Source organism: Azospirillum agricola (genome assembly GCF_017876095.1).
Lineage (GTDB): Bacteria > Pseudomonadota > Alphaproteobacteria > Azospirillales > Azospirillaceae > Azospirillum > Azospirillum agricola.
In genome coordinates, this window is sequence record NZ_JAGINM010000002.1 from 413,758 (window position 1) to 434,196 (window position 20,439).

20 protein-coding genes are annotated in these 20,439 nt (G+C 68.6%); 10 read left to right on the forward strand and 10 right to left on the reverse strand.

Going from position 1 to position 20,439, the window contains the following annotated elements; all coding sequences use genetic code 11:
• Position 1: 1 nt before the first annotated feature.
• Positions 2-952: an ACP S-malonyltransferase gene (fabD, locus tag J2847_RS04365; RefSeq protein ID WP_209777233.1), complete on the reverse strand. Its 951-nt coding sequence runs from the start codon at positions 950-952 to the stop codon at positions 2-4.
• A gap of 264 nt (positions 953-1,216) precedes the next feature.
• A complete protein-coding gene (locus J2847_RS04370) occupies positions 1,217-2,206 on the reverse strand; it encodes an acyltransferase family protein (RefSeq protein WP_209777235.1) in 990 nt (329 codons plus the stop codon).
• A gap of 433 nt (positions 2,207-2,639) precedes the next feature.
• On the opposite strand from J2847_RS04370, the gene rpsF reads away from it, so the two are divergent.
• From rpsF to J2847_RS04405, 7 genes are all read left to right on the forward strand, one after another.
• Positions 2,640-3,080, forward strand: a complete 441-nt coding sequence (gene rpsF, locus J2847_RS04375) for a 30S ribosomal protein S6 (protein ID WP_209777236.1) — start codon at positions 2,640-2,642, stop codon at positions 3,078-3,080.
• The gene (rpsR, locus tag J2847_RS04380) at positions 3,080-3,352 is read left to right on the forward strand and encodes a 30S ribosomal protein S18 (RefSeq protein WP_085556508.1); all 273 of its coding nucleotides are present in this window, start codon (positions 3,080-3,082) and stop codon (positions 3,350-3,352) included. The genes rpsF and rpsR overlap by 1 nt, the downstream gene beginning before the upstream one ends.
• 46 nt (positions 3,353-3,398) lie before the next feature.
• Positions 3,399-4,358, forward strand: coding sequence for a DUF2232 domain-containing protein (locus J2847_RS04385; protein WP_209777238.1), 960 nt, complete (start codon positions 3,399-3,401; stop codon positions 4,356-4,358).
• Positions 4,358-4,918, forward strand: coding sequence for a 50S ribosomal protein L9 (gene rplI, locus J2847_RS04390; protein WP_209777239.1), 561 nt, complete (start codon positions 4,358-4,360; stop codon positions 4,916-4,918). Before J2847_RS04385 ends, rplI begins: the two co-directional genes overlap by 1 nt.
• 223 nt (positions 4,919-5,141) lie before the next feature.
• Positions 5,142-6,422, forward strand: coding sequence for an SAM-dependent methyltransferase (locus J2847_RS04395; RefSeq protein WP_209777241.1), 1,281 nt, complete (start codon positions 5,142-5,144; stop codon positions 6,420-6,422).
• 229 nt (positions 6,423-6,651) lie between these two features.
• Positions 6,652-7,875, forward strand: coding sequence for an NADP-dependent isocitrate dehydrogenase (locus J2847_RS04400; protein WP_209777243.1), 1,224 nt, complete (start codon positions 6,652-6,654; stop codon positions 7,873-7,875).
• A 181-nt stretch (positions 7,876-8,056) separates the two neighbouring features.
• The gene (locus J2847_RS04405; RefSeq protein WP_085556503.1) at positions 8,057-8,437 is read left to right on the forward strand and encodes an oxidoreductase; all 381 of its coding nucleotides are present in this window, start codon (positions 8,057-8,059) and stop codon (positions 8,435-8,437) included.
• Between the two features lie 82 nt (positions 8,438-8,519).
• Here J2847_RS04405 and J2847_RS04410 read toward each other — a convergent pair whose 3' ends face one another.
• Positions 8,520-11,363, reverse strand: coding sequence for a [protein-PII] uridylyltransferase (locus tag J2847_RS04410; protein ID WP_085556502.1), 2,844 nt, complete (start codon positions 11,361-11,363; stop codon positions 8,520-8,522).
• Positions 11,364-11,605: 242 nt separating this feature from the next.
• Here J2847_RS04410 and J2847_RS04415 point away from each other — a divergent pair, with 242 nt between their 5' ends.
• Positions 11,606-11,926, forward strand: coding sequence for a hypothetical protein (locus tag J2847_RS04415; RefSeq protein ID WP_209777245.1), 321 nt, complete (start codon positions 11,606-11,608; stop codon positions 11,924-11,926).
• 146 nt (positions 11,927-12,072) lie between these two features.
• Positions 12,073-12,396 carry a hypothetical protein gene (locus J2847_RS04420; protein ID WP_209777246.1) on the forward strand — a complete coding sequence of 108 codons (324 nt, stop codon included), beginning with the start codon at positions 12,073-12,075 and terminating at the stop codon, positions 12,394-12,396.
• A 19-nt stretch (positions 12,397-12,415) separates the two neighbouring features.
• Here J2847_RS04420 and J2847_RS04425 read toward each other — a convergent pair whose 3' ends face one another.
• On the reverse strand, positions 12,416-12,925 hold the full coding sequence (locus tag J2847_RS04425; protein WP_209777248.1) for a hypothetical protein: 510 nt from the start codon (positions 12,923-12,925) through the stop codon (positions 12,416-12,418).
• A 284-nt stretch (positions 12,926-13,209) separates the two neighbouring features.
• Here J2847_RS04425 and mutS point away from each other — a divergent pair, with 284 nt between their 5' ends.
• Positions 13,210-15,852, forward strand: coding sequence for a DNA mismatch repair protein MutS (mutS, locus tag J2847_RS04430; RefSeq protein ID WP_209777338.1), 2,643 nt, complete (start codon positions 13,210-13,212; stop codon positions 15,850-15,852).
• 57 nt (positions 15,853-15,909) lie between these two features.
• On the opposite strand, the gene J2847_RS04435 is transcribed toward mutS, so the two are convergent.
• From J2847_RS04435 to J2847_RS04460, 6 genes are all read right to left on the reverse strand, one after another.
• On the reverse strand, positions 15,910-16,734 hold the full coding sequence (locus J2847_RS04435) for an inositol monophosphatase family protein (RefSeq protein WP_209777249.1): 825 nt from the start codon (positions 16,732-16,734) through the stop codon (positions 15,910-15,912).
• A complete protein-coding gene (locus J2847_RS04440; RefSeq protein WP_209777251.1) occupies positions 16,731-17,339 on the reverse strand; it encodes a hypothetical protein in 609 nt (202 codons plus the stop codon). The genes J2847_RS04435 and J2847_RS04440 overlap by 4 nt, the downstream gene beginning before the upstream one ends.
• A gap of 36 nt (positions 17,340-17,375) precedes the next feature.
• Positions 17,376-17,687, reverse strand: coding sequence for a hypothetical protein (locus J2847_RS04445; RefSeq protein WP_209777252.1), 312 nt, complete (start codon positions 17,685-17,687; stop codon positions 17,376-17,378).
• A gap of 161 nt (positions 17,688-17,848) precedes the next feature.
• On the reverse strand, positions 17,849-19,114 hold the full coding sequence (gene hflX / locus J2847_RS04450) for a GTPase HflX (RefSeq protein ID WP_209777340.1): 1,266 nt from the start codon (positions 19,112-19,114) through the stop codon (positions 17,849-17,851).
• Positions 19,115-19,166: 52 nt separating this feature from the next.
• Positions 19,167-19,415, reverse strand: coding sequence for an RNA chaperone Hfq (gene hfq, locus J2847_RS04455; protein WP_012974114.1), 249 nt, complete (start codon positions 19,413-19,415; stop codon positions 19,167-19,169).
• A 94-nt stretch (positions 19,416-19,509) separates the two neighbouring features.
• On the reverse strand, positions 19,510-20,223 hold the full coding sequence (locus J2847_RS04460; RefSeq protein ID WP_233474265.1) for an HAD family hydrolase: 714 nt from the start codon (positions 20,221-20,223) through the stop codon (positions 19,510-19,512).
• Positions 20,224-20,439 lie beyond the last annotated feature (216 nt).

Consider the following 20,439-nt stretch of genomic DNA (forward strand, 5'->3'; position numbering starts at 1 on the left):
CTCACAGGGTCTTGAGGAACGACTCGACGTCCGCCGGGGTGCCGACCGACGTGGCGGAGAGTTCCTTGTCGATGCGCTTGGTCAGCCCGGCCAGCACCTTGCCCGACCCGACCTCGACCAGAGTCGACACGCCCTGCTCCTTCATGGCCAGGACGCATTCGCGCCAGCGGACCATGCCGGTGACCTGATCGACCAGCAGGCGGCGGATCGCGTTGGGGTCGGAGACGGCCGACGCGGTCACGTTGGCGACCACCGGCACGACCGGCGCCGCGATGGTGACGGACGCCAGCGCCTCGGCCATCGCGTCGGCGGCCGGCTGCATCAGCGCGCAGTGGAAGGGGGCGGAGACCGGCAGGCGGACGGAGCGCTTCAGCCCCCGCTCGGCGGCCAGCGCGATGGCGCGGTCGATGGCCTCGGCGCTGCCGGAGATCACCACCTGACCGACCGAATTGTCGTTGGCGACGGAGCACACCTCGCCGAGCGCGCTGTCGACGGAGTCGGCGGCGATGGCCTGCGCCTGCTCCAGCTCGGCGCCCAGCAGGGCCGCCATGGCGCCCTTGCCGACCGGAACGGCCTTCTGCATGGCCTGCCCGCGCAGCTTCAGCAGGCGCGCGGTGTCGGCCAGCGTGAAGGCGCCGGCGGCGCAGAGCGCCGAATACTCGCCCAGCGAATGGCCGGCGACGAAGGCGGCGTGCTTGGCGAGATCGACCCCGCCCTCGCTCTGCAACACCCGCATCACGGCGACGCTGACCGCCATCAGGGCGGGCTGGGCGTTCTCGGTCAGGGTCAGGTCGGCCTCGGGGCCTTCGACCATCAGGCGCGACAGCCGCTGGTTCAGCGCGTCGTCCACCTCTTCGAAGGTGTGGCGCGCGACTTCGAACGCTTCGGCGAGTTCGCGGCCCATGCCGACGGCTTGGCTGCCCTGCCCCGGAAAGACGAACGCCCTGGTCATGTGTCGTATGGAACCCTGGATGGAAGGCGCCCCGCCCCTCGCGGCGGCGCCATGGAATGCGCGACAGTCATACCCTCCCTTTTGGGCAAGTCAAGCGACGCGCGACGACCGGACCCGCCAAGGGTCGATAAAATGCGCCTGATCCAGGCAAAACGCCCATGAACAGCCAGCTTCGACGCGGCTGTTCATGACGAGGGGCTTTCCGAATCTTGCGCTGTTCACGCCCTTTCTATGAAGAACGGCGAATCCGCCAGGAAAGCCGGCTCAAGCCTTGCCGACCAGGGCGACGCGGGTCCAGGGCCGCAGTTGCGCCGCCGCTTCCAGCATCATCGGTCCGGCAAGCCCGGCGAGCAGCGCCACCCCGAACACCGCGGCATCGCCATAGCCGAGCTTGTGCAGCACCACCCGCGCGCCGGCGGTGAAGAAGGCGTGGTGCAGATAGATGGCGTAGGAGGACTTGCCGACGGTCCGGAACACCGCGCTGGACGGCATGGCGTGCAGCAGGGTCACCGCGCCGCCCATGCCGCACAGCAGCGCCACCGCGCTGTTCCAGCCGAAATAATGATGGATCGCCCCCAGCAGCGACGCCTGGTGCAGCGCCAACCCGAGCAGCAGGGCGCCGCCGGCCGTCCCCAGGAGCGCGCGGCGCGGCAGCCGGTCGCGGAAACGGGTCACCGCGACGCCGAGCAGAAAGTGAGGCAGCAGGACAAAGGTCTCGTTGATCGAGAAGGGATTCGATTCGGTGTGGATCGTCTGGCAGCCGATCATCGCCAGACCGAGGACCGCCGCGAAGGGAACGGGCCGGTCGATCAGCCGCGCCGCGTCGAGCAGCGCCACGAAGGCGAAGATCAGGAAGAGCGATTGCAGATACCAGAAATGGGCATAGGAATAGACGTAGATCTCCCACATCGCGTTCGGCGCGAAGCTGCCGTTGGCCCCCGGCGCGTGGGTTTGCACGAGGTAGAAGAGGGTGGAGACGACCAGGAACGGAAAGCCCAGGCGCCGCAGCTTCTTGACGAAAAAGGACGGGAGCGCCCCGCCCGCCGCCGGCCGCAGGGCATAGACCAGACCCGACAGGAAGGTGAAGAGCGGCATGCGGATCAGCTCGAAGCTGCTCGTCGCGTAGCGGTAGAGGGATCCGTCCTCAACCTGCATGCCGGTGCCGGGCACCCCGACGACGTGGTAGGCGACCAAAAGGATGCAGGCGAGCCCGCGCAACTCCACGACATGATAAGGCAGGGTGTCTCTGCGCATTGGTATCCCCGTGCGAGCCGAAGTGAGGAAAGCGGCCGTCGCTTGCCGTCCGGTGCCTTGTGGCTGGGTCGTCCGGCCCCGCGACGTTGCCGCGCGGCCCTGGGACGGTGGCGGGAACGCGGCCTCTGCGGCCCTTGTTCGCTCTTTTGGCTGAATGTGCCGGGAACTTCCCTTTATTGGCGCGGTCCGGCCGGCCGGCGTAAGCTCGACGGGGAGGCGCCGCTTTCCGGGACGCCCGGCGGGTGGTGAGGGAAACTGCGGGGCCGCCTGAATTTGCTCTGGATTTCCGCTGGACAGCGGGGCCGCCCTGTGCATACTGCGCCGCTTCATAACTCCTTGCCGACGGCTTGCCGCCGGCTAGGCCCGGGCGGCTGACCCCATCCATAGGGGGTGGCGGCGCAGCGCCGGACCATGAACAGCCATGGGGAGTGCAATGGCACTTTACGAGTGCGTGCTGATCGCACGCCAGGACATCTCGGCCGCCCAGGCCGAGCAGCTCGGTGAGACCTTCGCCCAGATCATCCGCGACAACGGCGGCACGGTCGCGAAGACCGAGTACTGGGGTCTGAAGACCCTGACCTACAAGATCAAGAAGAACCGCAAGGGTCACTACACCCTGTTCAATCTCGACGCGCCGGCCGCCGCCGTCGCCGAGATGGAGCGGAACATGAGCATCAACGAGGACGTCCTGCGCTACATGACCGTGCGCGTCGACGAACTCGATGCCAACCCGTCGGCGATGATGCAGAGCCGGAACGAGCGCAGCGAGCGCGGAGAGCGTGGCGACCGTGGTCCCCGCCGCTTCGACGACCGCGGCCCGCGTCCGCCGCGCCGTCAGGAGAATGTTGCCGCTGGTGAAGGGGAGACCGCGTAATGAGCGACAAGCAGACCACGGGCGCTCCGGCCCGCACCGGTGGCGGCGCCCGCCGCCCCTTCTTCCGCCGCCGCAAGACCTGCCCGTTCTCGGGCGCGAACGCTCCGGCGATCGACTACAAGGACGTCAAGCTGCTGTCCCGCTTCATCTCGGAGCGTGGCAAGATCGTCCCGAGCCGCATCACCGCGGTCTCGACGAAGAAGCAGCGTGAACTGGCCCGCGCCATCAAGCGCGCCCGTTTCCTGGCCCTGCTTCCGTACATCGTGAAGTAAGCCCGGACCGGATCGAGAGTTTTAGGCAAAGGTCGAAAGGGTTCCCATGGCCGCCGGTCTGGCCGCTCCGCTGGTTATCGCCGCCGGTGGCGGTCTGGTCAGCGCGTTCTTCTACCTGTCGGTCACGTTCGGCGGGTTCGGGACGCTGATCCTGGGCTATCTGGCTCCCCTGCCCCTGTTCCTCGCGGGGCTGTGGCTGGGGACGTCGGCGGTCCTCCTCGCCGGTCTGGTGGGGGCGGCCGCGGTGATGGCCGGCACGTCGGGCAGCACGCTGGTGTCGCTCGCCTATCTGGTGACCGGAGCCGCTCCGGCCATCCTGGTGGTGCGGCAGTCGCTGCTGGCGCGGACGTCCGGCGACGGAACCCTGGAATGGTATCCGCCCGGCCGGGTCCTGATGGGCCTGATCGGGATGGGCGTGGCGGCCATCCTCGCCGCCGTGATCCTGACGTTCGACCAGCCCGGCGGGCTGGAGGGCGTGGTGCGCCGGACGCTGGCCCGCGTGGCCGAGCCTCTGTTCCGCGCGCAGGGCCAGACGGCCCCGGATCCGGATGAGCTTTGGATGGCGGCCGCCCTGCCGGGGCTGGTGGCGATCTCCTGGGTGACCATGACGATCGTCAACGCGGCGCTGGCTCAGGGCGTTTTGATGCGGTTCGGCCGCAACAAGCGCCCGCCCATGCGCCTGGCCGAGCTGGAGCTGCCGCAATGGCTGGTCCCGCTCTTCCTCGCGGCGGTGCTGGGGGCGAGTCTGCTGCCGGAGGGCTTGGGCTTCCTGGCGGTCAACCTCGCGCTGATCCTGGCGGTGCCGTTCGCCTTTGCCGGGCTTTCGGTGGTTCATGTGGTGGCCCGAAGCCGGTCGGCGCGCACGCCGATCCTCGTCGGGTTCTACCTCGTGCTGTTTCTCTTCGGGTGGCCGATCCTGCTTTTGGTCGGCCTGGGCATGATCGAGCAATGGATCGGGCTGCGACGCCGGTTTACCCGCGCCGCCCCCGGTCAGGAGGACGAGTGATGGAAGTTATTCTGCTGGAGCGGGTCGAAAAGCTCGGCCAGATGGGCCAGGTCGTCAACGTCAAGCCGGGCTTCGCCCGCAACTTTCTGCTGCCGCAGAAGAAGGCCATGCGCGCCACCAAGGCGAACATGGCGGTCTTCGAGAAGCAGAAGGCCCACCTCGAGGCCGTGAACCTGGAGCGCCGCAAGGACGCCCAGCAGGTCGCGACCAAGATGGACGGCGTCACGGTCGTCGTGATCCGTCAGGCCGCCGAGACCGGCGTGCTGTACGGCTCCGTCAACAACCGCGACATCGCCGACGCGCTGGACGCGGCCGGCTACAAGACCGACCGCAAGCAGATCGTGATCGACACCCCGATCAAGACACTCGGCCTGTTCAAGGTCCGTGTCGTCCTGCATCCGGAAGTCACGATCAGCGTCACGGTCAACGTCGCCCGCTCGCAGGAAGAGTCGGAGCTTCAGGCCCAGCGCGGTGGCATGGTCACCGCCGCCGACCTGCGCGACGAGGACGAGGAAGAGACCTACGTCCAGGAAACCGCGACGGAAGACGAAGAGGCCTGATCGCCTGTTCGGCGGCTCCCCGGCGTCAAGCCGGGAAGCCGTGCGTCGCTCGTCCGAAAGCCGCCCATCCCCACCGGGATCGGGCGGTTTTTCGTGTTCGCGCCCCAACGCATGCCCCAATCCGTACTGACCCGATTGGGTGAGCACGTCTGACCCATCGGCGGATTGTCGCACCCTTCCGCGCGCGTCATCCTTGTTGAGTATCACGCGCGGGGAGTTCGGCATGCTGCTTGTCCGCCTTCTTGCCGCCGCCATCGGCGACGGAACACTCGATCTCGTCACCGCCGACGGCCGGCGCCGCCGAATCGGCACCGGGATCCCCGCCGTCACGCTGCGTCTGCACGACCGCCGGGTCGAGCGCGACCTGCTGCTGAACCCGCGTCTGCGCCTGGGCGAAGCCTACATGGACGGCCGCCTCTCGGTGGAGGGCGGGTCGATCTACGACCTGCTGGCGCTGCTGATGACCGACAGCAGCGTGCAGGGCGCGCTGGGCCGCGTGCTGGAGACATTGTCGCCCGTGCTGCGGCTTCTCCAGCAGCACAACCCGGCGCGGCGCTCCCGCCGCAACGTCGAGCATCATTACGACCTGTCGCGCCGGTTCTACGAGCTGTTCCTCGACCGCGACATGCAATACTCCTGCGCCTATTTCCCCCAGCCCGGCCTGACGCTGGACGAGGCGCAGGAGGCCAAGAAACGCCACATCGCCGCCAAGCTGCTTCTGGTGCCCGGCATGCGGGTGCTCGACATCGGCTGCGGCTGGGGCGGCATGGCCCTCTATCTGGCGCGCATGACCGGGGCCAGGGTCACCGGCATCACGCTGTCCTCCGAACAGCTCGCCGTAGCCCGCGAGCGCGCGGCGGCGGCCGGCCTGTCCGACCGTGTCACCTTCGAGCTGCGCGACTACCGCGAGTTGGCGGCGAGCGGGGCCGAGCGCTTCGACCGGATCGTCTCGGTCGGCATGTTCGAGCATGTCGGCGTGCCGCACTACCGCAGCTTCTTCGACGCGGTGCGGTCGCTGCTGACCGACGAGGGCATCGCCCTGCTCCACGCCATCGGCCGGCTCGACGGCCCCGGATCGACCAACCCGTGGATTCGCAAGTACATCTTCCCCGGCGGCTACTCCCCCGCCCTGTCGGAGGTGCTGCCGACCGTCGAATCCTCCGGCCTGTTCACCACGGACGTTGAGATCCTGCGCCTGCACTACGCGGAGACGCTGCGCCACTGGCGCGGCCGCTTCGACGCCCGCCGCGACGAGGCCCGCGCGCTCTACGACGAACGGTTCTGCCGCATGTGGGAGTTCTATCTGGCCGGTGCCGAGCTGAGTTTCCGCACGCAGGGGCACATGGTGTTCCAGATCCAGCTCGCCCGATCGCTGGGGGCGGTGCCGCTGGTGCGCGACTACATGCTCAACGCCGAGCGCGACCTGGCCCAGGCGGAAGCCCGCGCCGGGGCATCGGAGCCGGCGGCGGCCCGTGCCGCGCGGTCGGCGGAATCGGCGGCCTGAACGCGGCCGGACCGGCAAGCTCCTTGCCATGCCCGTGCGACAATGATGACCGGCTGTCCGCCGTGCCTTCCTTTCCTGACCGGGGCAGTGCTATATAACCGCGATTCAGTCCGCCCGGGGTATCGGGCGACCGCGCCTGCGGTCGCCCGGCAACAAGCGCTCGCTGGACAGCGCGCCCGGCATCCAGGAAACGACAACGCCCTTACCCGTTCGGGGAGATCTCGCACCCATGTCCAAGATCAAGGTCGCCAACCCGGTCGTCGAGCTCGACGGCGACGAGATGACGCGCATCATCTGGCAGTTCATCAAAGACAAGCTGATCCTGCCCTATCTCGACATCGACCTGAAATACTACGACCTGAGCGTCGAGAACCGCGATGCGACCGACGACAAGGTGACCGTCGAGTCGGCCAACGCGATCAAGAAGTATGGCGTCGGCGTCAAGTGCGCGACCATCACCCCGGACGAGGCGCGGGTGACGGAGTTCAACCTCAAGAAGATGTGGAAGTCGCCGAACGGCACCATCCGCAACATCCTGGGCGGCACCGTGTTCCGCGAGCCGATCGTCTGCTCCAACGTTCCGCGCTACGTGCCGGGCTGGACCAAGCCGATCATCATCGGCCGCCACGCCTTCGGCGACCAGTACAAGGCGACCGATTTCGTCGTTCCCGGCGCGGGCAAGCTGACCATCAAGTGGGAAGCGGCCGAGGGCGGCGAGAAGATCGAGCACGAGGTCTACGACTTCCCCGGCGCCGGCGTGGCGATGGGCATGTACAACCTCGACGAGTCGATCGAGGGCTTCGCCCATTCCAGCTTCATGTATGGCCTGGAACGCGGCTACTCGGTCTATCTGTCGACGAAGAACACGATCTTGAAGGCCTATGACGGCCGCTTCAAGGACATCTTCCAGAAGATCTTCGACGAGACCTACGCCGAGCAGTTCAAGGCCAAGGGCATCGTCTATGAGCACCGCCTGATCGACGACATGGTCGCCTCGGCCCTGAAGTGGGAAGGCGGCTTCGTCTGGGCCTGCAAGAACTACGACGGCGACGTGGAGTCGGACGTGGTGGCGCAGGGCTTCGGCTCGCTCGGCCTGATGACCTCGGTGCTGGTGACTCCGGACGGCAAGACCGTCGAGGCCGAGGCCGCCCACGGCACGGTGACCCGCCACTACCGCGAGCACCAGAAGGGCAAGGAGACCTCGACCAACCCGATCGCCTCGATCTACGCCTGGACCCAGGGTCTGGCCTACCGCGGCAAGTTCGACAACACCCCGGACGTCGTGAAGTTCGCCGAGACGCTGGAGCGTGTCTGCGTCGAGACCGTCGAGTCCGGCTACATGACCAAGGATCTGGCGATCCTCATCGGTCCGCAGCAGCCGTGGCTGACCACCAAGCAGTTCCTCGACAAGCTGTCGGACAATCTCGAGAAGAAGATGGCCGCCTGGAGCTGATCCCTGGAGCGGGGCTCCGGATTCGGAGCCCGATCTTGGGGTGCGACGCCGCGTCCGGGTCAAACCGGACGCCGGCTCGGCTAGGGTTCGAGCGGGAAGCTTCGGCTTCCCGCTTTTTTCTTGCCCGCCACGGCCCCCGAGGCCGGGCCAGGATTTTCCACCCCAGGAAGGAACGCGCCCCATGTCCACCGATCTGTTCCGCGTCGCTGTCATCGGCGCCGGCGAGACCGGCACCCCCCTGCTGCACAAGCTGCTGGACGCCCCGTTCGTCGAGCTTCTGGGCGTTGCCGACCTCGACCGCGAGGCGCCGGGCGTCACGCTGGCCCGCGAGCGCGGCGTTCCGACCACCACCGACTTCATGGAACTGGCCCGGCTGGGCGAGCGGTTGGATGTGCTGATCGACGTCACCGGCGTGCCGGCCGTGCGCGAGGCCCTGCGCCGCGAGATGCAGGAGAGCGGCAACCACCACACGCTGATCGTGCATGAGGTGGTCGTGCAGCTTCTGCTGTCTCTGCTGTCCGGCAAGCTGGTGCGGTTGAAGCACGGCGCGCAGGACTACTGAGCGCCGCCTCGCCGAAACGGACAGCCCCTCGCCCCCGGCGGAGAACGGCGGGTTTTCCAGCGGAAGAGCACGAGCCCCCGCCCTACTCCGCCGCCTTGCTCCGAACCGTCCGCTTGACCGGAGCCGGGGCGGGGGTCGCGTCGCCGGCCGGATCGGCCAGGGCGTGCAGCAGGCGCTCCTTGATCTTGGCCAGCTTGGTCTCGTGGGTGACCTTCAGGCCGAAGACGTCCTTCACATAGAAGACGTCGATGGCCTTCTCGCCGAAGGTCGAGATTTTCGCCGACGAGATCTGGAGCGTCAGGTTCGACAGGGCGCGGGTCAGGTCGTACAGCAATCCCGGCCGGTCGCGCCCGTTCACCTCGATGACCGTGTGGGTGGTCGAGGCGTTGTTGTCGATCAGCACGCGCGGCGGCACATGGAAAACCCGTGTGCGGCTGGAGTGCGGGGTCCGGCGCGTCGCCAAATCCTGCAACGGCTTCAACTGGCCGGACAGGACCTTCTCGATCATCACCGACAGCTTGGCCAGCTTGTCGCGGCTCTCGAAGGCGCCCCCGGCCGCCGCGTCCTGCACCGTGAAGACGTCGAGCGCCATCCCGTTGGTCATGGTGAAGATGCGCGCGTCGACGATGTCCGCGCCCGAGGCGGCAAAGGCGCCGGCCAGACGGGAGAACAGCCCGTGATGGTCGGTGGCGTAGATCGTCACCTCGGTGATCGCGCGCGCGCGGTCGATGCGGGTGTCCACCGTCAGGTCGCGGCCGTCGCGTTCGGCCTCGCGCACGATGCGGGCGTGATGGGCCAGCGTCCCGGCGTCGAAGGCCAGCCAGTAGGCGGGATAGCCCAGGGACTTGTGCTGCTCGAAGGCCGCGTCGTCGAAATCGGTCAGCTCCAGCCGCAGCCCGGCCTGGGCCGACTGGATGCGGCGCCCGCGCCCCTCCACCGTCATGCCGCCGGACATCAGCTCCTCGGAGCGGTTGTAGAGCTCGCGCAGCAGCGTGGCCTTCCAGTTGTTCCAGCGCTGCGGTCCGACCGCGCGGATGTCGGCGACCGTGAGCACCAGCAGCAGCCGCAGCCGCTCGGGCGACTGGACCAGCGCCACGAAGTCGCGGACGGTCTTGTCGTCCTCCAGGTCGCGCTTGAAGGCGGTGTAGGACATGGCGAGATGCCAGCGCACCAGCCACGCCACCGTCTCCGTTTCCTCGGCCGTCAGGCCGAGGCGCGGGCACAGCTTCTCCGCCACCCGCGCGCCCAGCACCGAATGGTCGCCGCCGCGCCCCTTGGCGATGTCGTGCAGCAGCACGGCGACGTAGAGCGCCCGCTTCGACACGACCTTGTGGATGACCTCCGACGACAGGGGCAGCTCGTCGACCAGATCGCCGGCGGCGATCTTGTGCAGGATGCCCAGGGCGAACAGCGTGTGCTCGTCCACCGTGTAGACGTGGTACATGTCGTACTGCATCTGCGCCACCACCCGGCCGAAGTCGGGGATGAAGCGGGCCATCACCCCGGCCTCGTTCATGCGGCGCAGGGTGATCTCCGGGTCCTTCGGTCCGGTCAGGATGTCGATGAACAGCCGGTTGGCCTCGGGGTCGGTGCGCAGCTTCGGCCCGATCGCGGTCAACGAGCGGGTGATGGAGCGCAGTGCCGCCGGGTGGATGTCGATGTCGTTGATCTGCGCGGTGTGGAACAGCCGGATCATGTCGATCGGCTTTTCCTTAAACTGGCGCTCGTCCCGCGCGTTCAGCCGCTCGCCGTCGACGATGAAGCCGTCGACGTCCTTGCGGCGGGCGACCGAGGCCAGCCGCAGCAGGTTGAACTTGGGCGGGCGCTTCGATTCGGCCTCCAGCGCCGCGCAGAAGATGCGCGTCAGGTCGCCGACGTCCTTGGCGACCAGGAAGTAATGCTTCATGAAGCGCTCGACGCCCTTGGTCCCGGCGTGGTCGGTGTACCCCATGGCGGCGCCGATCGAGGTCTGCACGTCGAAGGTCAGCCGGTCTTCCAGGCGGCCGGTCAGGTAATGCAGGTGGCAGCGCGCGGTCCACAGGAAGTTCTGCGCCTTGGCGAAGCGCTGCGCCTCCTCCGGCGTCAGCACCTTCTTGCCGACCAGCTCGTCCACCCCCTCGACCCGGTAGAGGTACTTGGCGATCCAGAACAAGGTCTGGAGATCGCGCAGGCCGCCCTTGCCATCCTTCAGGTTGGGTTCCAGCACATAGCGGCTGTCGCCCATCTTCAGGTGGCGGTTGTCGCGCTCGGCGAGCTTGGCCTCGACGAACTCCGGGCCGGTGCCGGCGACGACCTCCTTGTCGTAGCGCTTGCGCAGTTCGGCGAACAGCTTGCCCGGCCCCCACAGATAACGGGATTCCAGGATCGCCGTGCGGATGGTGACGTCGGCCTTGGACTGGCGGATGCAGTCGTCGACGCTGCGCACCGCGTGGCCGACCTTCAGCCCCAGATCCCACAGGATGTAGAGCATGTATTCGACGACCTGCTCGACGCGCGGCGTGCGCTTGTAGGGCAGCAGGAACAGCAGGTCGATGTCGGAGAAGGGCGCCAGCTCGCCGCGCCCGTAGCCGCCGGTCGCCGCGACGTCGAAGACCTCGCCCGAGGTCGGGTTGGCGGTGGGAAAGATGTGCAGCACGGTGAAGTCGGCCAGCGCGCCGACCAGACGGTCGGCGAGGTAGCAGTTCTCCCGCACGCATTCCTCGCCCGATCCGCCGGCCTCGAAGCGCCGGTGCACCTCCTGCCGCCCGTCGGTCAGCGCCTTGCGCAGGCAGGCGAGCAGCGCCGGCCGTAGCTTGTCGCCGGTGCCGAACTCGGCGACCAGCGCCTCGAGCTCGCCGGCCAGCCTGCGGCGCGAGATGATCGCGCGCTTGTTGGGGATCGTGTTGGGCGGGGCGGAGGGGGGAGGCGCGGCGCGGGTGGACAGCATCGTTGGGGAGCGACCTTCCAGAACGGCGGCCGGGAAGCGGTCGCCGGAAACGGCGGTGGTCCGGGCTGGACAAACCGTTCGAACTATAACGGCAAACGGCGGTCTTGGCACCTGCTGCCAACCGCAATGCCGCCTCGCGGGCGTGACCGCGCAACGTCGCCTCGCGGGTGTGACCGCCGTCACTGCGGATCCCCACCCGGCCGCGCATGATCCATCCGGAGTCCAGCGGAGGAAAACGGGCGATGATCGGAACGGGGGACATGGCGCGGCGTGAGCTGGCGGCGCTCGGCGACGCGCTGTCGCAGGCCGAACGCGGCGAGGGCCGTCATTCCCCGGCCACCCTGGCGGCCCGGCTGATGCGGGTGGCGGCCCTGCATCCCAGGGCGATGGACAACAGCCTGTTGTGGCAGGTGAACGACCTCGTCGCCAGCCGCGACGTTGGCGACCGCTTCAAGCTGGTGGTCGTCCGCATGGGCTGGGCCTCGATCGTCCAGGCGGAGTTCAAGGCGTGGGGGCTGCGCCCGGTCGATCCGGCGGAGGCCATGCGCGTCCAGGCAGCCTGAAGGCGGCAGGAACCGCCCGGCCAATTCTGCCGCCCGGCAGCCCCTGCTCCCGACAGCTCGTTTCAAGCGGTTGAAAAGAAAGCATCCTTGAGTTTGCATGAAACTTGCGTGGCCGTCTCCCGTCCCATCGGTCGAGAGAAACCGTCATGCAGATTTCCGGCTATCTGGCCAGCGTCTACGGCCAGTTCCGCTCCGGCTCCACCTCCTCCGTGAAGAACGGCGATGCCACAGGCGCGCCGGAGCCGACCAAGGTCAGCGCAGCCGACGCCTTCATCAAGGAGGCGCAGAAGACCCCGGCCCAACGCATCCGGGAAGAACTGCTCGCCCGGCACAAGGTGAGCGAGGAGGATCTGGCCGCCATGGACCCGGAGAAGCGCTCGGCGATCGAAAAGGAGATCGCCGAGGAGCTGAAGCGCCGGCTGGCCGGCAAGGACGCCCAGCGCGGCGCGGCGGTCGACCTGACCGCCTGACGTGCCGGGCCGGCTTTCCTTACGCCTCGCGGGTCGAGAGATGGACGTTGCCGCCGCCCTCGCGCTCCAGGATGGCGCTGGCGCGCAGTTCGTCCTCCGGGGCGCCGACCATCACCCACAGGATGACGCCACCGGCCTCCAGCGCGCGGGAGAACTCGTCGGGCTTGGGGTGGCTGGTCAGCTCGTCCAGGTAATCCTTGATGGCGACCCCGCCCAGCCCAGCGGCGACCAGCGCCGCGAACGCCGCCTCGATGGGGCCGCCGACGATGGCGATGAGGCCGGCGGTGGTCAACGGAAAGGCGTATTTCAGCTCGCCCACCAGCCCGGTCAGCGCCTCGTCCTTCGGCTTGGCGGCCTTGGGGTCGGCGGCGTCGAGCGAGGTGTGGCTCGCCAGCACCGACAGATCGGAGCGGTCGAATCCCGCCTCCAGCAAGGCCGCCACCGCGCGGTCGAATCCGGCGCGGTCGGTGAAGAGGGCAACGACCTCCCGCACCTCGCGGGCGGCGCTCTGTTCGGTCGTCTGCGTCATGGTGGACGTCTCCCGGTCGCTTCCGTTCGTTGACGCTCCATTGAACGGCTGCGCCACGGCGCCCGTCAATGGCGAGGGTGTCGCAATCCCTGTGGCGGGAGCGCCTCCGGGTTGTTCGACCAGGACATGGCCCGGTATGCATGCGCCGTGATAGGGTTGCCCCACCCCCGCCGCCCCGCCTTTCCCTCCGATCAAGACGGTTGAACGTTCCCGTGTCCGACACCGCCGCCCCCGCAGCAGCCACCGCAGCCGCCACCATCGTCATCCCGCCCGACGCCACGCCGATGATGGCGCAGTATCTGGAGATCAAGCGGGCGCACGCCGACTGCCTGCTGTTCTACCGGATGGGCGATTTCTACGAGATGTTCTTCGACGACGCGGTCAACGCGGCGGCGGCGCTGGACATCGCGCTGACCAAGCGCGGCCAGCATCTGGGCGAGGATATCCCGATGTGCGGCGTCCCGGTCCACAGCCACGAGAACTATCTGCTGCGCCTGATCCGCCTGGGCTTCCGCGTCGCCATCTGCGAGCAGATGGAGGACCCGTCGGAGGCGAAGAAGCGCGGCGCCAAATCGGTGGTCAAGCGCGGCGTCATCCGCATCGTCACCCCCGGCACGCTGACCGAGGACAGCCTGCTCGATTCGCGCTCCTCCAACTGGCTGGCGGCGGTGGCGGAGACGGCCGGCGGGGTCGGGCTCGCCTGGCTGGAGATGTCGACCGGCGAGCTGGTGGTGCAGCCGGTCGAGCGCGCGGGACTGGGGGCGGCGCTCGGGAGGCTCGACCCGCAGGAGGTTCTGATCTCCGAGAAGCTCGGCCAGCAGCCCGACCTGTTCGAGCTGTGGGGCGAGTGGAAGTCCCGCCTGACCGTGCAGCCCACCCCGCGATTCGACAGCGAGAACGGCCGGCAGCGCCTGCTGGCGCTCTACGGGGTCGGCACGCTCGACGCCTTCGGCAGCTTCACCCGCGCCGAGGTGGCGGCGGCCGGCGCCCTGGTCGGCTATGTCGAGCTGACGCAGAAGGGCCGGGTTCCCCGCCTGTCGCCGCCACGCCGGGTCGGGCCGGGCGCGGTGATCGAGATCGACGCCTCGACCCGCCGCAATCTGGAGCTGACCCGCACCATGAACGGCGAGCGGCGCGGCAGCCTGCTCGCCACCATCGACCGCACGGTGACGGGGGCCGGCGCCCGCCTGCTGGCCGCCCACCTGTCGGCGCCGCTGACCGACCCGGCCGCCATCGCCAAGCGGCTCGACATGGTCGAGTTCGCGCTCAACGAGGAGCGGCTGCGCGGCGAGCTGCGCGAGACGCTGAAGCGCTGCCCCGACCTGGAACGCGCGCTGTCGCGGCTGACGCTGGGGCGCGGCGGCCCGCGCGATCTGGCGGCGGTGCGCGACGGGCTGCTCCAGTCCGGCGCGGTGCGGCATCTGCTGAGCAACATCGGGCCGCTGCCGGACGGGCTGGGCGTGGTCGACAAGCGGCTGGGCGAGCACACGGAACTGGTCGGCCAGCTCGGCCAGGCGCTGGCGGCGGAGCTGCCGCTGCTGGCCCGCGACGGAGGCTTCATCGCGCCGGGCTATTCCTACGCGCTCGACGAGCTGGTGACGCTGCGCGACGAGAGCCGCCGGCTGATCGCCGGCCTCCAGGCGAAATACGCCGGGATCGCCGGGGTGCCGGCGCTGAAGATCAAGCACAACAACGTGCTGGGCTATCACATCGAGGTCACGGCCGCCCACGCCGACAAGCTGATGTCGGACAAGGGGCGCGAGGTCTTCATGCACCGCCAGACCATGGCGAACGCCGTGCGCTTCGGCACGGTGGAGCTGTCGGACCTGGAGCGCCGCATTTCCGAGGCCGCCGACAAGGCGCTGGCGGTCGAGCTGGAGCTGTTCGCCGATCTGGTCGAGGAGGTGACGAGCCGCGCCGACGCCATCGCCCAGGCAGCCCACGCGCTGGCGGCTCTCGACGTCGCCACCTCTCTGGCCGAGCTGGCGATGGAGCGGCGCTATTCCCGCCCGCTGGTCGACGGCTCGCTGGCTTTCGACATCCGCGGCGGGCGCCACCCGGTGGTCGAGGCGATGCTGGATTCCGCCAACAGCGGGCCTTTCGTCGCCAACGACTGCGATCTGGCGACCGACAACCGGCTGTGGCTGCTGACCGGCCCGAACATGGCCGGCAAATCCACCTTCCTGCGGCAGAACGCGCTGATCGCCGTGCTGGCGCAGATGGGGAGTTTCGTGCCGGCCGACCACGCCCACATCGGGTCGGTGGACCGGCTCTACAGCCGCGTCGGCGCCGCCGACGATCTGGCGCGCGGCCGTTCCACCTTCATGGTCGAGATGGTCGAGACCGCCGCCATCCTCAACCAGTCCGGCCCGCGCGCGCTGGTGATCCTCGACGAGATCGGGCGCGGCACGGCGACCTTCGACGGCCTGTCGATCGCCTGGGCCTGCGTGGAGAACCTGCACGACGTCAACCGCTGCCGCGCGCTGTTCGCCACCCACTACCACGAGCTGACCATGCTGGCGGCCAAGCTGCCGGCGCTGTCCTGCCACACCATGCGCATCAAGGAATGGCAGGGCGACGTGGTGTTCCTGCACGAGGTGACGGCGGGCTCGGCCGACCGCAGCTACGGCATCCACGTCGCCAAGCTGGCCGGCCTGCCGCCGGCGGTGGTCGGGCGGGCGGAGGCGGTGCTGAAGCTGCTGGAATCGGGCGACCAGAACGCGGCGATCCACCGCTTGGCCGAGGATCTGCCGCTGTTCAGCGCGGCGCTGAAACGCGCGCCGGCTCCGGCTGCCGAGGCGGCGCCGGCCGCCCCGGCCGGTCCTTCTCCAGTGGAGGAAGCGCTGCTCGCCATCGACCCGGACAGCCTCACCCCGCGCGCCGCGCTGGAGGAACTGTACCGGCTGCGGGGGCTCGTGCAGCGGTAAGCAGGATTGGGGGGCGAGCGTCGTGGGGGCAAGCGTCGCCGGCCCACCCGGTCCTCTTCACCCAAACAGCCGCCCGTGCAACGCCCGCCAGCTCTCCGCGTCGGGCGCCAGCAGCAAGCTGCCGTTCAACGCGGTCGGCCGGTAGGGCACGCCATCCGCAGTCCCGCCGACCAGCGCCGCGTGGCCGCCGGCCTCGGCGTGCAGCAGCACGCCCGCCGCATGGTCCCACGGCATCAGCCGGTGATAGAGCGAGTAATGCGCCCGCCCCTCCAGCAGCCGAAGATACTCCTGCGCGGCGCTGGACAGGCACACGCGCTCGCCCAGCCCGGCGCTGCGTTCCTCCAGCCGCGCGGCCATCGCCTCGCCGCAGAAGCGAGTGGACAGGGCGCCCACCATGTCGGGCAGCGGCACCGCGTCGGCCACCCGCGCCCGGCGCCCGTCGAGCCACGCCCCCTCCCCCTTCACCGCCGTCGCCATGCGGCCGTCGATGGGATCGTGGATCCAGCCGGCGATGGTCTCGCCCTTCTGCGCCAGCGCGACGATCACCGCGAAGAGCGGGCGTCCCTCGGCGAAGTTCAGCGTCCCGTCCACCGGATCGATGATCCACACCGGGTCGTCTCCCTGGAGTCGATCGAGGACGCGCGGATTCTCCGACGCCGCCTCCTCGCCGATCACGCGGCTGCCGGGCAGCAGGTCGGCGAGCGCCGGGGTCAGCGCCCGTTCCGCGGCCTCGTCGGCCAGCGTCACCAGATCCATCGGACCGGTCTTCTGGCGGATGCCGTCGGCGGCGAGATTGCGGAACCAGGGCAAAATCTCCGCCTTGGCGACGGAACGGATCAGGTCGGACACCCGGTCGATGTCGGGTTGGGCGAAGCGTGTCACGGCTTGGCTCTCGTCGGAATTGGTTTGGACGTCGGCGTCGAATCGCGTTGCAGGGTCGGGCCGGCGGCCGAGGGGTTGGTCAGCAGCACCTTGCCGTCCAGGCCGCTGTCCTTCAACGCCTTGGCCAGCGCGTCGAAGGTCGCCTTGTCGGCAGCCGCCGCGGCGGCGGCCTTCGCCGGATCGTGCGGCGGCGGCAAGGGCGGTGGTGGCGGTGCGCCCGCACCCGGCGGAGGCGGTGCGCCGGGACCGGACAACGGCGGCGGAACGGGAAACGCCAGCACCGGTTCCGGTTCGGGCGGGGGCGGCTGCCACATACGGAAGCAATCGGTGAAGGCGGCTTCCTTGCAGGCCTTCAGCAGATCGACCGCGTCGGGCGCCACGACGACCGGCTCCGGCGGGACGATGGGAAACTCCATCGGCGGCGGCGGCAGCGGATCCTCGGGCGGCTCCTCCGGTTCCTCGACATAGCCCGGCGGCAGCGGCGGAGGCCGTCCGCCCGGTGGCTGCTGGGCCGCGACGGGACCACCCGCCAGCGCGAGCATCAGCGGCAGAAAGGCGAAGCGAGCACGCACGAAGGAACCGGGCTGGTGGAGAACGCGCCACATTATGGCGCGCGGTCCCCCCGCCCGTCACGCGGCAAGTCAGGCGGCGGCCCGGTGATGCCGTCCGTTGTCATAGCCGCCATGGCCATCGTCGCGCCCGTCATAGCCGCGCGCCGCCAGCTCGTCGCGGATCGCGTCGATCTTGGCGGCCTCGTGGGGATGGGTTTCCAGGGCGGCTGCCTCCACGACGAGGAGCAGCAGCCGCTTCCGGCCTTCCGGCGTGCGCGACCACTCCTGGAGACGAAGCAGAGCCGCTCCCGGCGGAAGCCTCTCCTTTCGCGCCACCAAGCTCACCTGATCGGCGAGGAAAGCCGTGATCGAAAAGCACGACGGGTCGGTTTGCAACCGCATTGGCAGTCCTCCTCCTGGGAGCGAGCACGCTCCGTTGCTATAATTGTTGGCAACGGAAGAAATCACCACGCCGCATTCGTCTTAAGACCGGAGTGGGATGCAACGGGTCATACCCCCCGTCGCACCCCTTCTCTTTCGGTCAGCACCAGGAGTTGAAAAGGTCACTGCTGAGACGGCTGGAACCTCTTTTCGAACCGCGCCAGATCGGCGGGATCGAGCGAGACGTGGAGATGCGCCTGCTCCTCGTCGTCGCGGCGGTCCAGCACCTCGCCCTTGGCGTAGAGCCAGGCGAGCGCCGCCCCGTCGCCGAGCGCCACCGTCAGGTCGACGACCTGCCGGTGAGCGTTCATCCGTTCGTCCAGCAGCCGGTCGAGCGCGTCGAACCCCTCGCCGGTGATGGCCGACACCGCCACCGCGCGCGGGTTGCGGGCCGTCTGGGCCAGCACCGCCGCCCGGCTGTCGGCGTCGAGCGCGTCGATCTTGTTGAACACCTCGATCACGCGGTCGTCGCTGTCCGGGTCGATCTCCATGTCGGCCAGCACCGCGTGCACGTCCGCCCGCTGCGCGTCGCTGTCGATGTGGGCGATGTCGCGGACATGCAGGATGATGTCGGCGGCGTCGACCTCCTCCAGCGTGGCGCGGAAGGCGGCGACAAGGCCGTGCGGCAGGTCGGAGATGAAGCCCACCGTGTCCGACAGGATCACCTTGCGCCCCGACGGCAGCGTCACCTGCCGCATGGTCGGATCCAGCGTGGCGAACAGCAGATCCTTGGCGAAGACGTCGGCGTTGGCCAGCCGGTTGAACAGGGTGGACTTGCCGGCGTTGGTGTAGCCGACCAGCGCCACCACCGGGTAGGGCACCTTGGCGCGCGCCTTGCGGTGCAGGCCGCGGGTGCGCCGCACCTCCTCCAGCTCCTTCTTGATCTTGATGATGCGGTCGCCGATCAGGCGGCGATCCATCTCGAGCTGCGATTCGCCGGGACCGCCAAGGAAGCCGAAGCCGCCGCGCTGGCGTTCCAGGTGGGTCCAGGAGCGGACCAGCCGGGATTTCTGGTAGGTCAGCGAAGCCAGCTCGACCTGGAGCATGCCTTCCCGCGTGCGGGCGCGGGCGCCGAAGATCTCCAGAATCAAGCCGGTCCGGTCGATGACCTTGGCCTTCAGCGCCTTTTCCAGGTTGCGCTGCTGCACCGGGGACAGGGCGTGGTCGAGGATGACGAGGCTCGCCTCGTGCTCCTCCACCAGCTCCGCCAGGTGCTCCACGGTGCCGGAGCCGAGCAGGGTCGAGGGTTGCGGGCGGTTGACCTTGGCGCATTCGGCGTGGACGACGTCCAGCTCGATCGCCAGGGCAAGACCGACCGCTTCCTCCAGACGGGATTCGGGAGGACGGATGGCCCCGTCCGCCTCTTGGCGGAGGACGGGGTGGACCACGATGGCCCGGCTGGCACCCAGCGGTGCCGAGCCTTCGCCATTGGTCAAGGGATCAGACGCTTTCACCTTCCTTGGGCGGCTCGAACAGTTGAATGGGATGCGCCGGCATGACCGTCGAAATTGCGTGCTTGTAGACCAGCTGCGAATGCGCGTCGCGCCGCAGCAGAACCGAGAAGTTGTCGAACCAAGTGATGATGCCCTGAAGTTTCACGCCATTCACGAGAAAGACGGTAACGGGAGTCTTGTTCTTGCGGACGTGGTTGAGAAACACGTCCTGGACGTTCTGGCTTTTTTCAGACATTTATATGCCCCCTTCTTCAATGTTCTTGGGACCCCTTGCGACAGGCGGTCCGCTCCCCGTTCAAGCCGTCGGTTTGGTGTGTCTCGACACCGTCTCAAACACCCGACTGGACGGATATGGTATCACCACCGCCGCCAACCAAGCCACACAAGGCTTCGCAATCGGCGTGACGGTGGGCGGGCGGAAACCGTTCGAAACCGCTTCCCTCGCCAAGCCCTATTAGCACCGGAACCAGCCCCGCGCCATGGGCGCATTCCATGTCGATGTCGGCGTCGCCCAAAAACCAGACGTCCGGGCCGGGCGGCAGTCCCGCCGGCTCCAGCGCCATCAGCACCGGCGCGCCGTGCGGCTTGTCGAAGGCGGCGTCCTGGGCACCGACCAGCCGGCCGAAATAGCCGCTCCAGCCCAGCGCCTCCGCCTCGGCGCGCAGGAACTTCCCGTTCTTGTTCGACACCACCGCCTGGTAGACGCCGCGCTCGGCGAAGCTCCGCAGCAGCGATTCGGCGCCGGGCAGCGGGCGGAGATGGTCGAGGTGATGCGCGGCGAAATAGGCGTAGAACAGGTCGCGGGCCTCGGTCCAGCGCTCGCCGAAGATGCGGGGGAAGCTGTCGCGCAGCGACTGCTTGATGCGGATTCGCGCCTCCTCCTCGCTCCACGGGGCCAGATCGAAGGAAACCAGCGCGTGATTCAGGGCCGAGCGCACGGTGCCCCAATTGTCCACCAGCGTGTTGTCCCAGTCGTAGAGGACGGCGCGCGGCAGGGGCAAACGGTCAGGCGTCGAACGGTCAGGCGTCGAACGGTCAGGCAAGGCATCCCCCAAAATCTGTCTGCACGGAAGGAAAAGCCGGAATTCCCCGTTTCCGCAAACGCCGTTTCCACACATGGGCCTTGCGGCAGCAGCCGTGGAGCCCTTCCGGGCGCCGAAGGCGGGATCTTCACCCGGCAACGCGACAAATTCGGCACTTTCCGGCCGCTTCGCCGTGGCTCCGTTGCGTGGAGCGGCGCTTTGACCTTAGGGTATTGG

Bases quoted from the DNA above. Each gene is read 5' to 3' on its own strand.
- J2847_RS04405 (WP_085556503.1), top strand. From the start codon at position 8,057: ATGTCCACCGATCTGTTCCGCGTCGCTGTCATCGGCGCCGGCGAGACC.
- J2847_RS04410 (WP_085556502.1), bottom strand. From the start codon at position 11,363: ATGCTGTCCACCCGCGCCGCGCCTCCCCCCTCCGCCCCGCCCAACACG.
- hfq (WP_012974114.1), bottom strand. From the start codon at position 19,415: ATGTCTGAAAAAAGCCAGAACGTCCAGGACGTGTTTCTCAACCACGTC.
- J2847_RS04395 (WP_209777241.1), top strand. From the start codon at position 5,142: ATGCTGCTTGTCCGCCTTCTTGCCGCCGCCATCGGCGACGGAACACTC.
- J2847_RS04370 (WP_209777235.1), bottom strand. From the start codon at position 2,206: ATGCGCAGAGACACCCTGCCTTATCATGTCGTGGAGTTGCGCGGGCTC.
- J2847_RS04385 (WP_209777238.1), top strand. From the start codon at position 3,399: ATGGCCGCCGGTCTGGCCGCTCCGCTGGTTATCGCCGCCGGTGGCGGT.
- fabD (WP_209777233.1), bottom strand. From the start codon at position 952: ATGACCAGGGCGTTCGTCTTTCCGGGGCAGGGCAGCCAAGCCGTCGGC.
- rpsF (WP_209777236.1), top strand. From the start codon at position 2,640: ATGGCACTTTACGAGTGCGTGCTGATCGCACGCCAGGACATCTCGGCC.
- J2847_RS04415 (WP_209777245.1), top strand. From the start codon at position 11,606: ATGATCGGAACGGGGGACATGGCGCGGCGTGAGCTGGCGGCGCTCGGC.
- mutS (WP_209777338.1), top strand. From the start codon at position 13,210: ATGATGGCGCAGTATCTGGAGATCAAGCGGGCGCACGCCGACTGCCTG.
- J2847_RS04425 (WP_209777248.1), bottom strand. From the start codon at position 12,925: ATGACGCAGACGACCGAACAGAGCGCCGCCCGCGAGGTGCGGGAGGTC.
- J2847_RS04445 (WP_209777252.1), bottom strand. From the start codon at position 17,687: ATGCGGTTGCAAACCGACCCGTCGTGCTTTTCGATCACGGCTTTCCTC.
- rpsR (WP_085556508.1), top strand. From the start codon at position 3,080: ATGAGCGACAAGCAGACCACGGGCGCTCCGGCCCGCACCGGTGGCGGC.
- J2847_RS04420 (WP_209777246.1), top strand. From the start codon at position 12,073: ATGCAGATTTCCGGCTATCTGGCCAGCGTCTACGGCCAGTTCCGCTCC.
- rplI (WP_209777239.1), top strand. From the start codon at position 4,358: ATGGAAGTTATTCTGCTGGAGCGGGTCGAAAAGCTCGGCCAGATGGGC.
- J2847_RS04400 (WP_209777243.1), top strand. From the start codon at position 6,652: ATGTCCAAGATCAAGGTCGCCAACCCGGTCGTCGAGCTCGACGGCGAC.
- J2847_RS04440 (WP_209777251.1), bottom strand. From the start codon at position 17,339: ATGTGGCGCGTTCTCCACCAGCCCGGTTCCTTCGTGCGTGCTCGCTTC.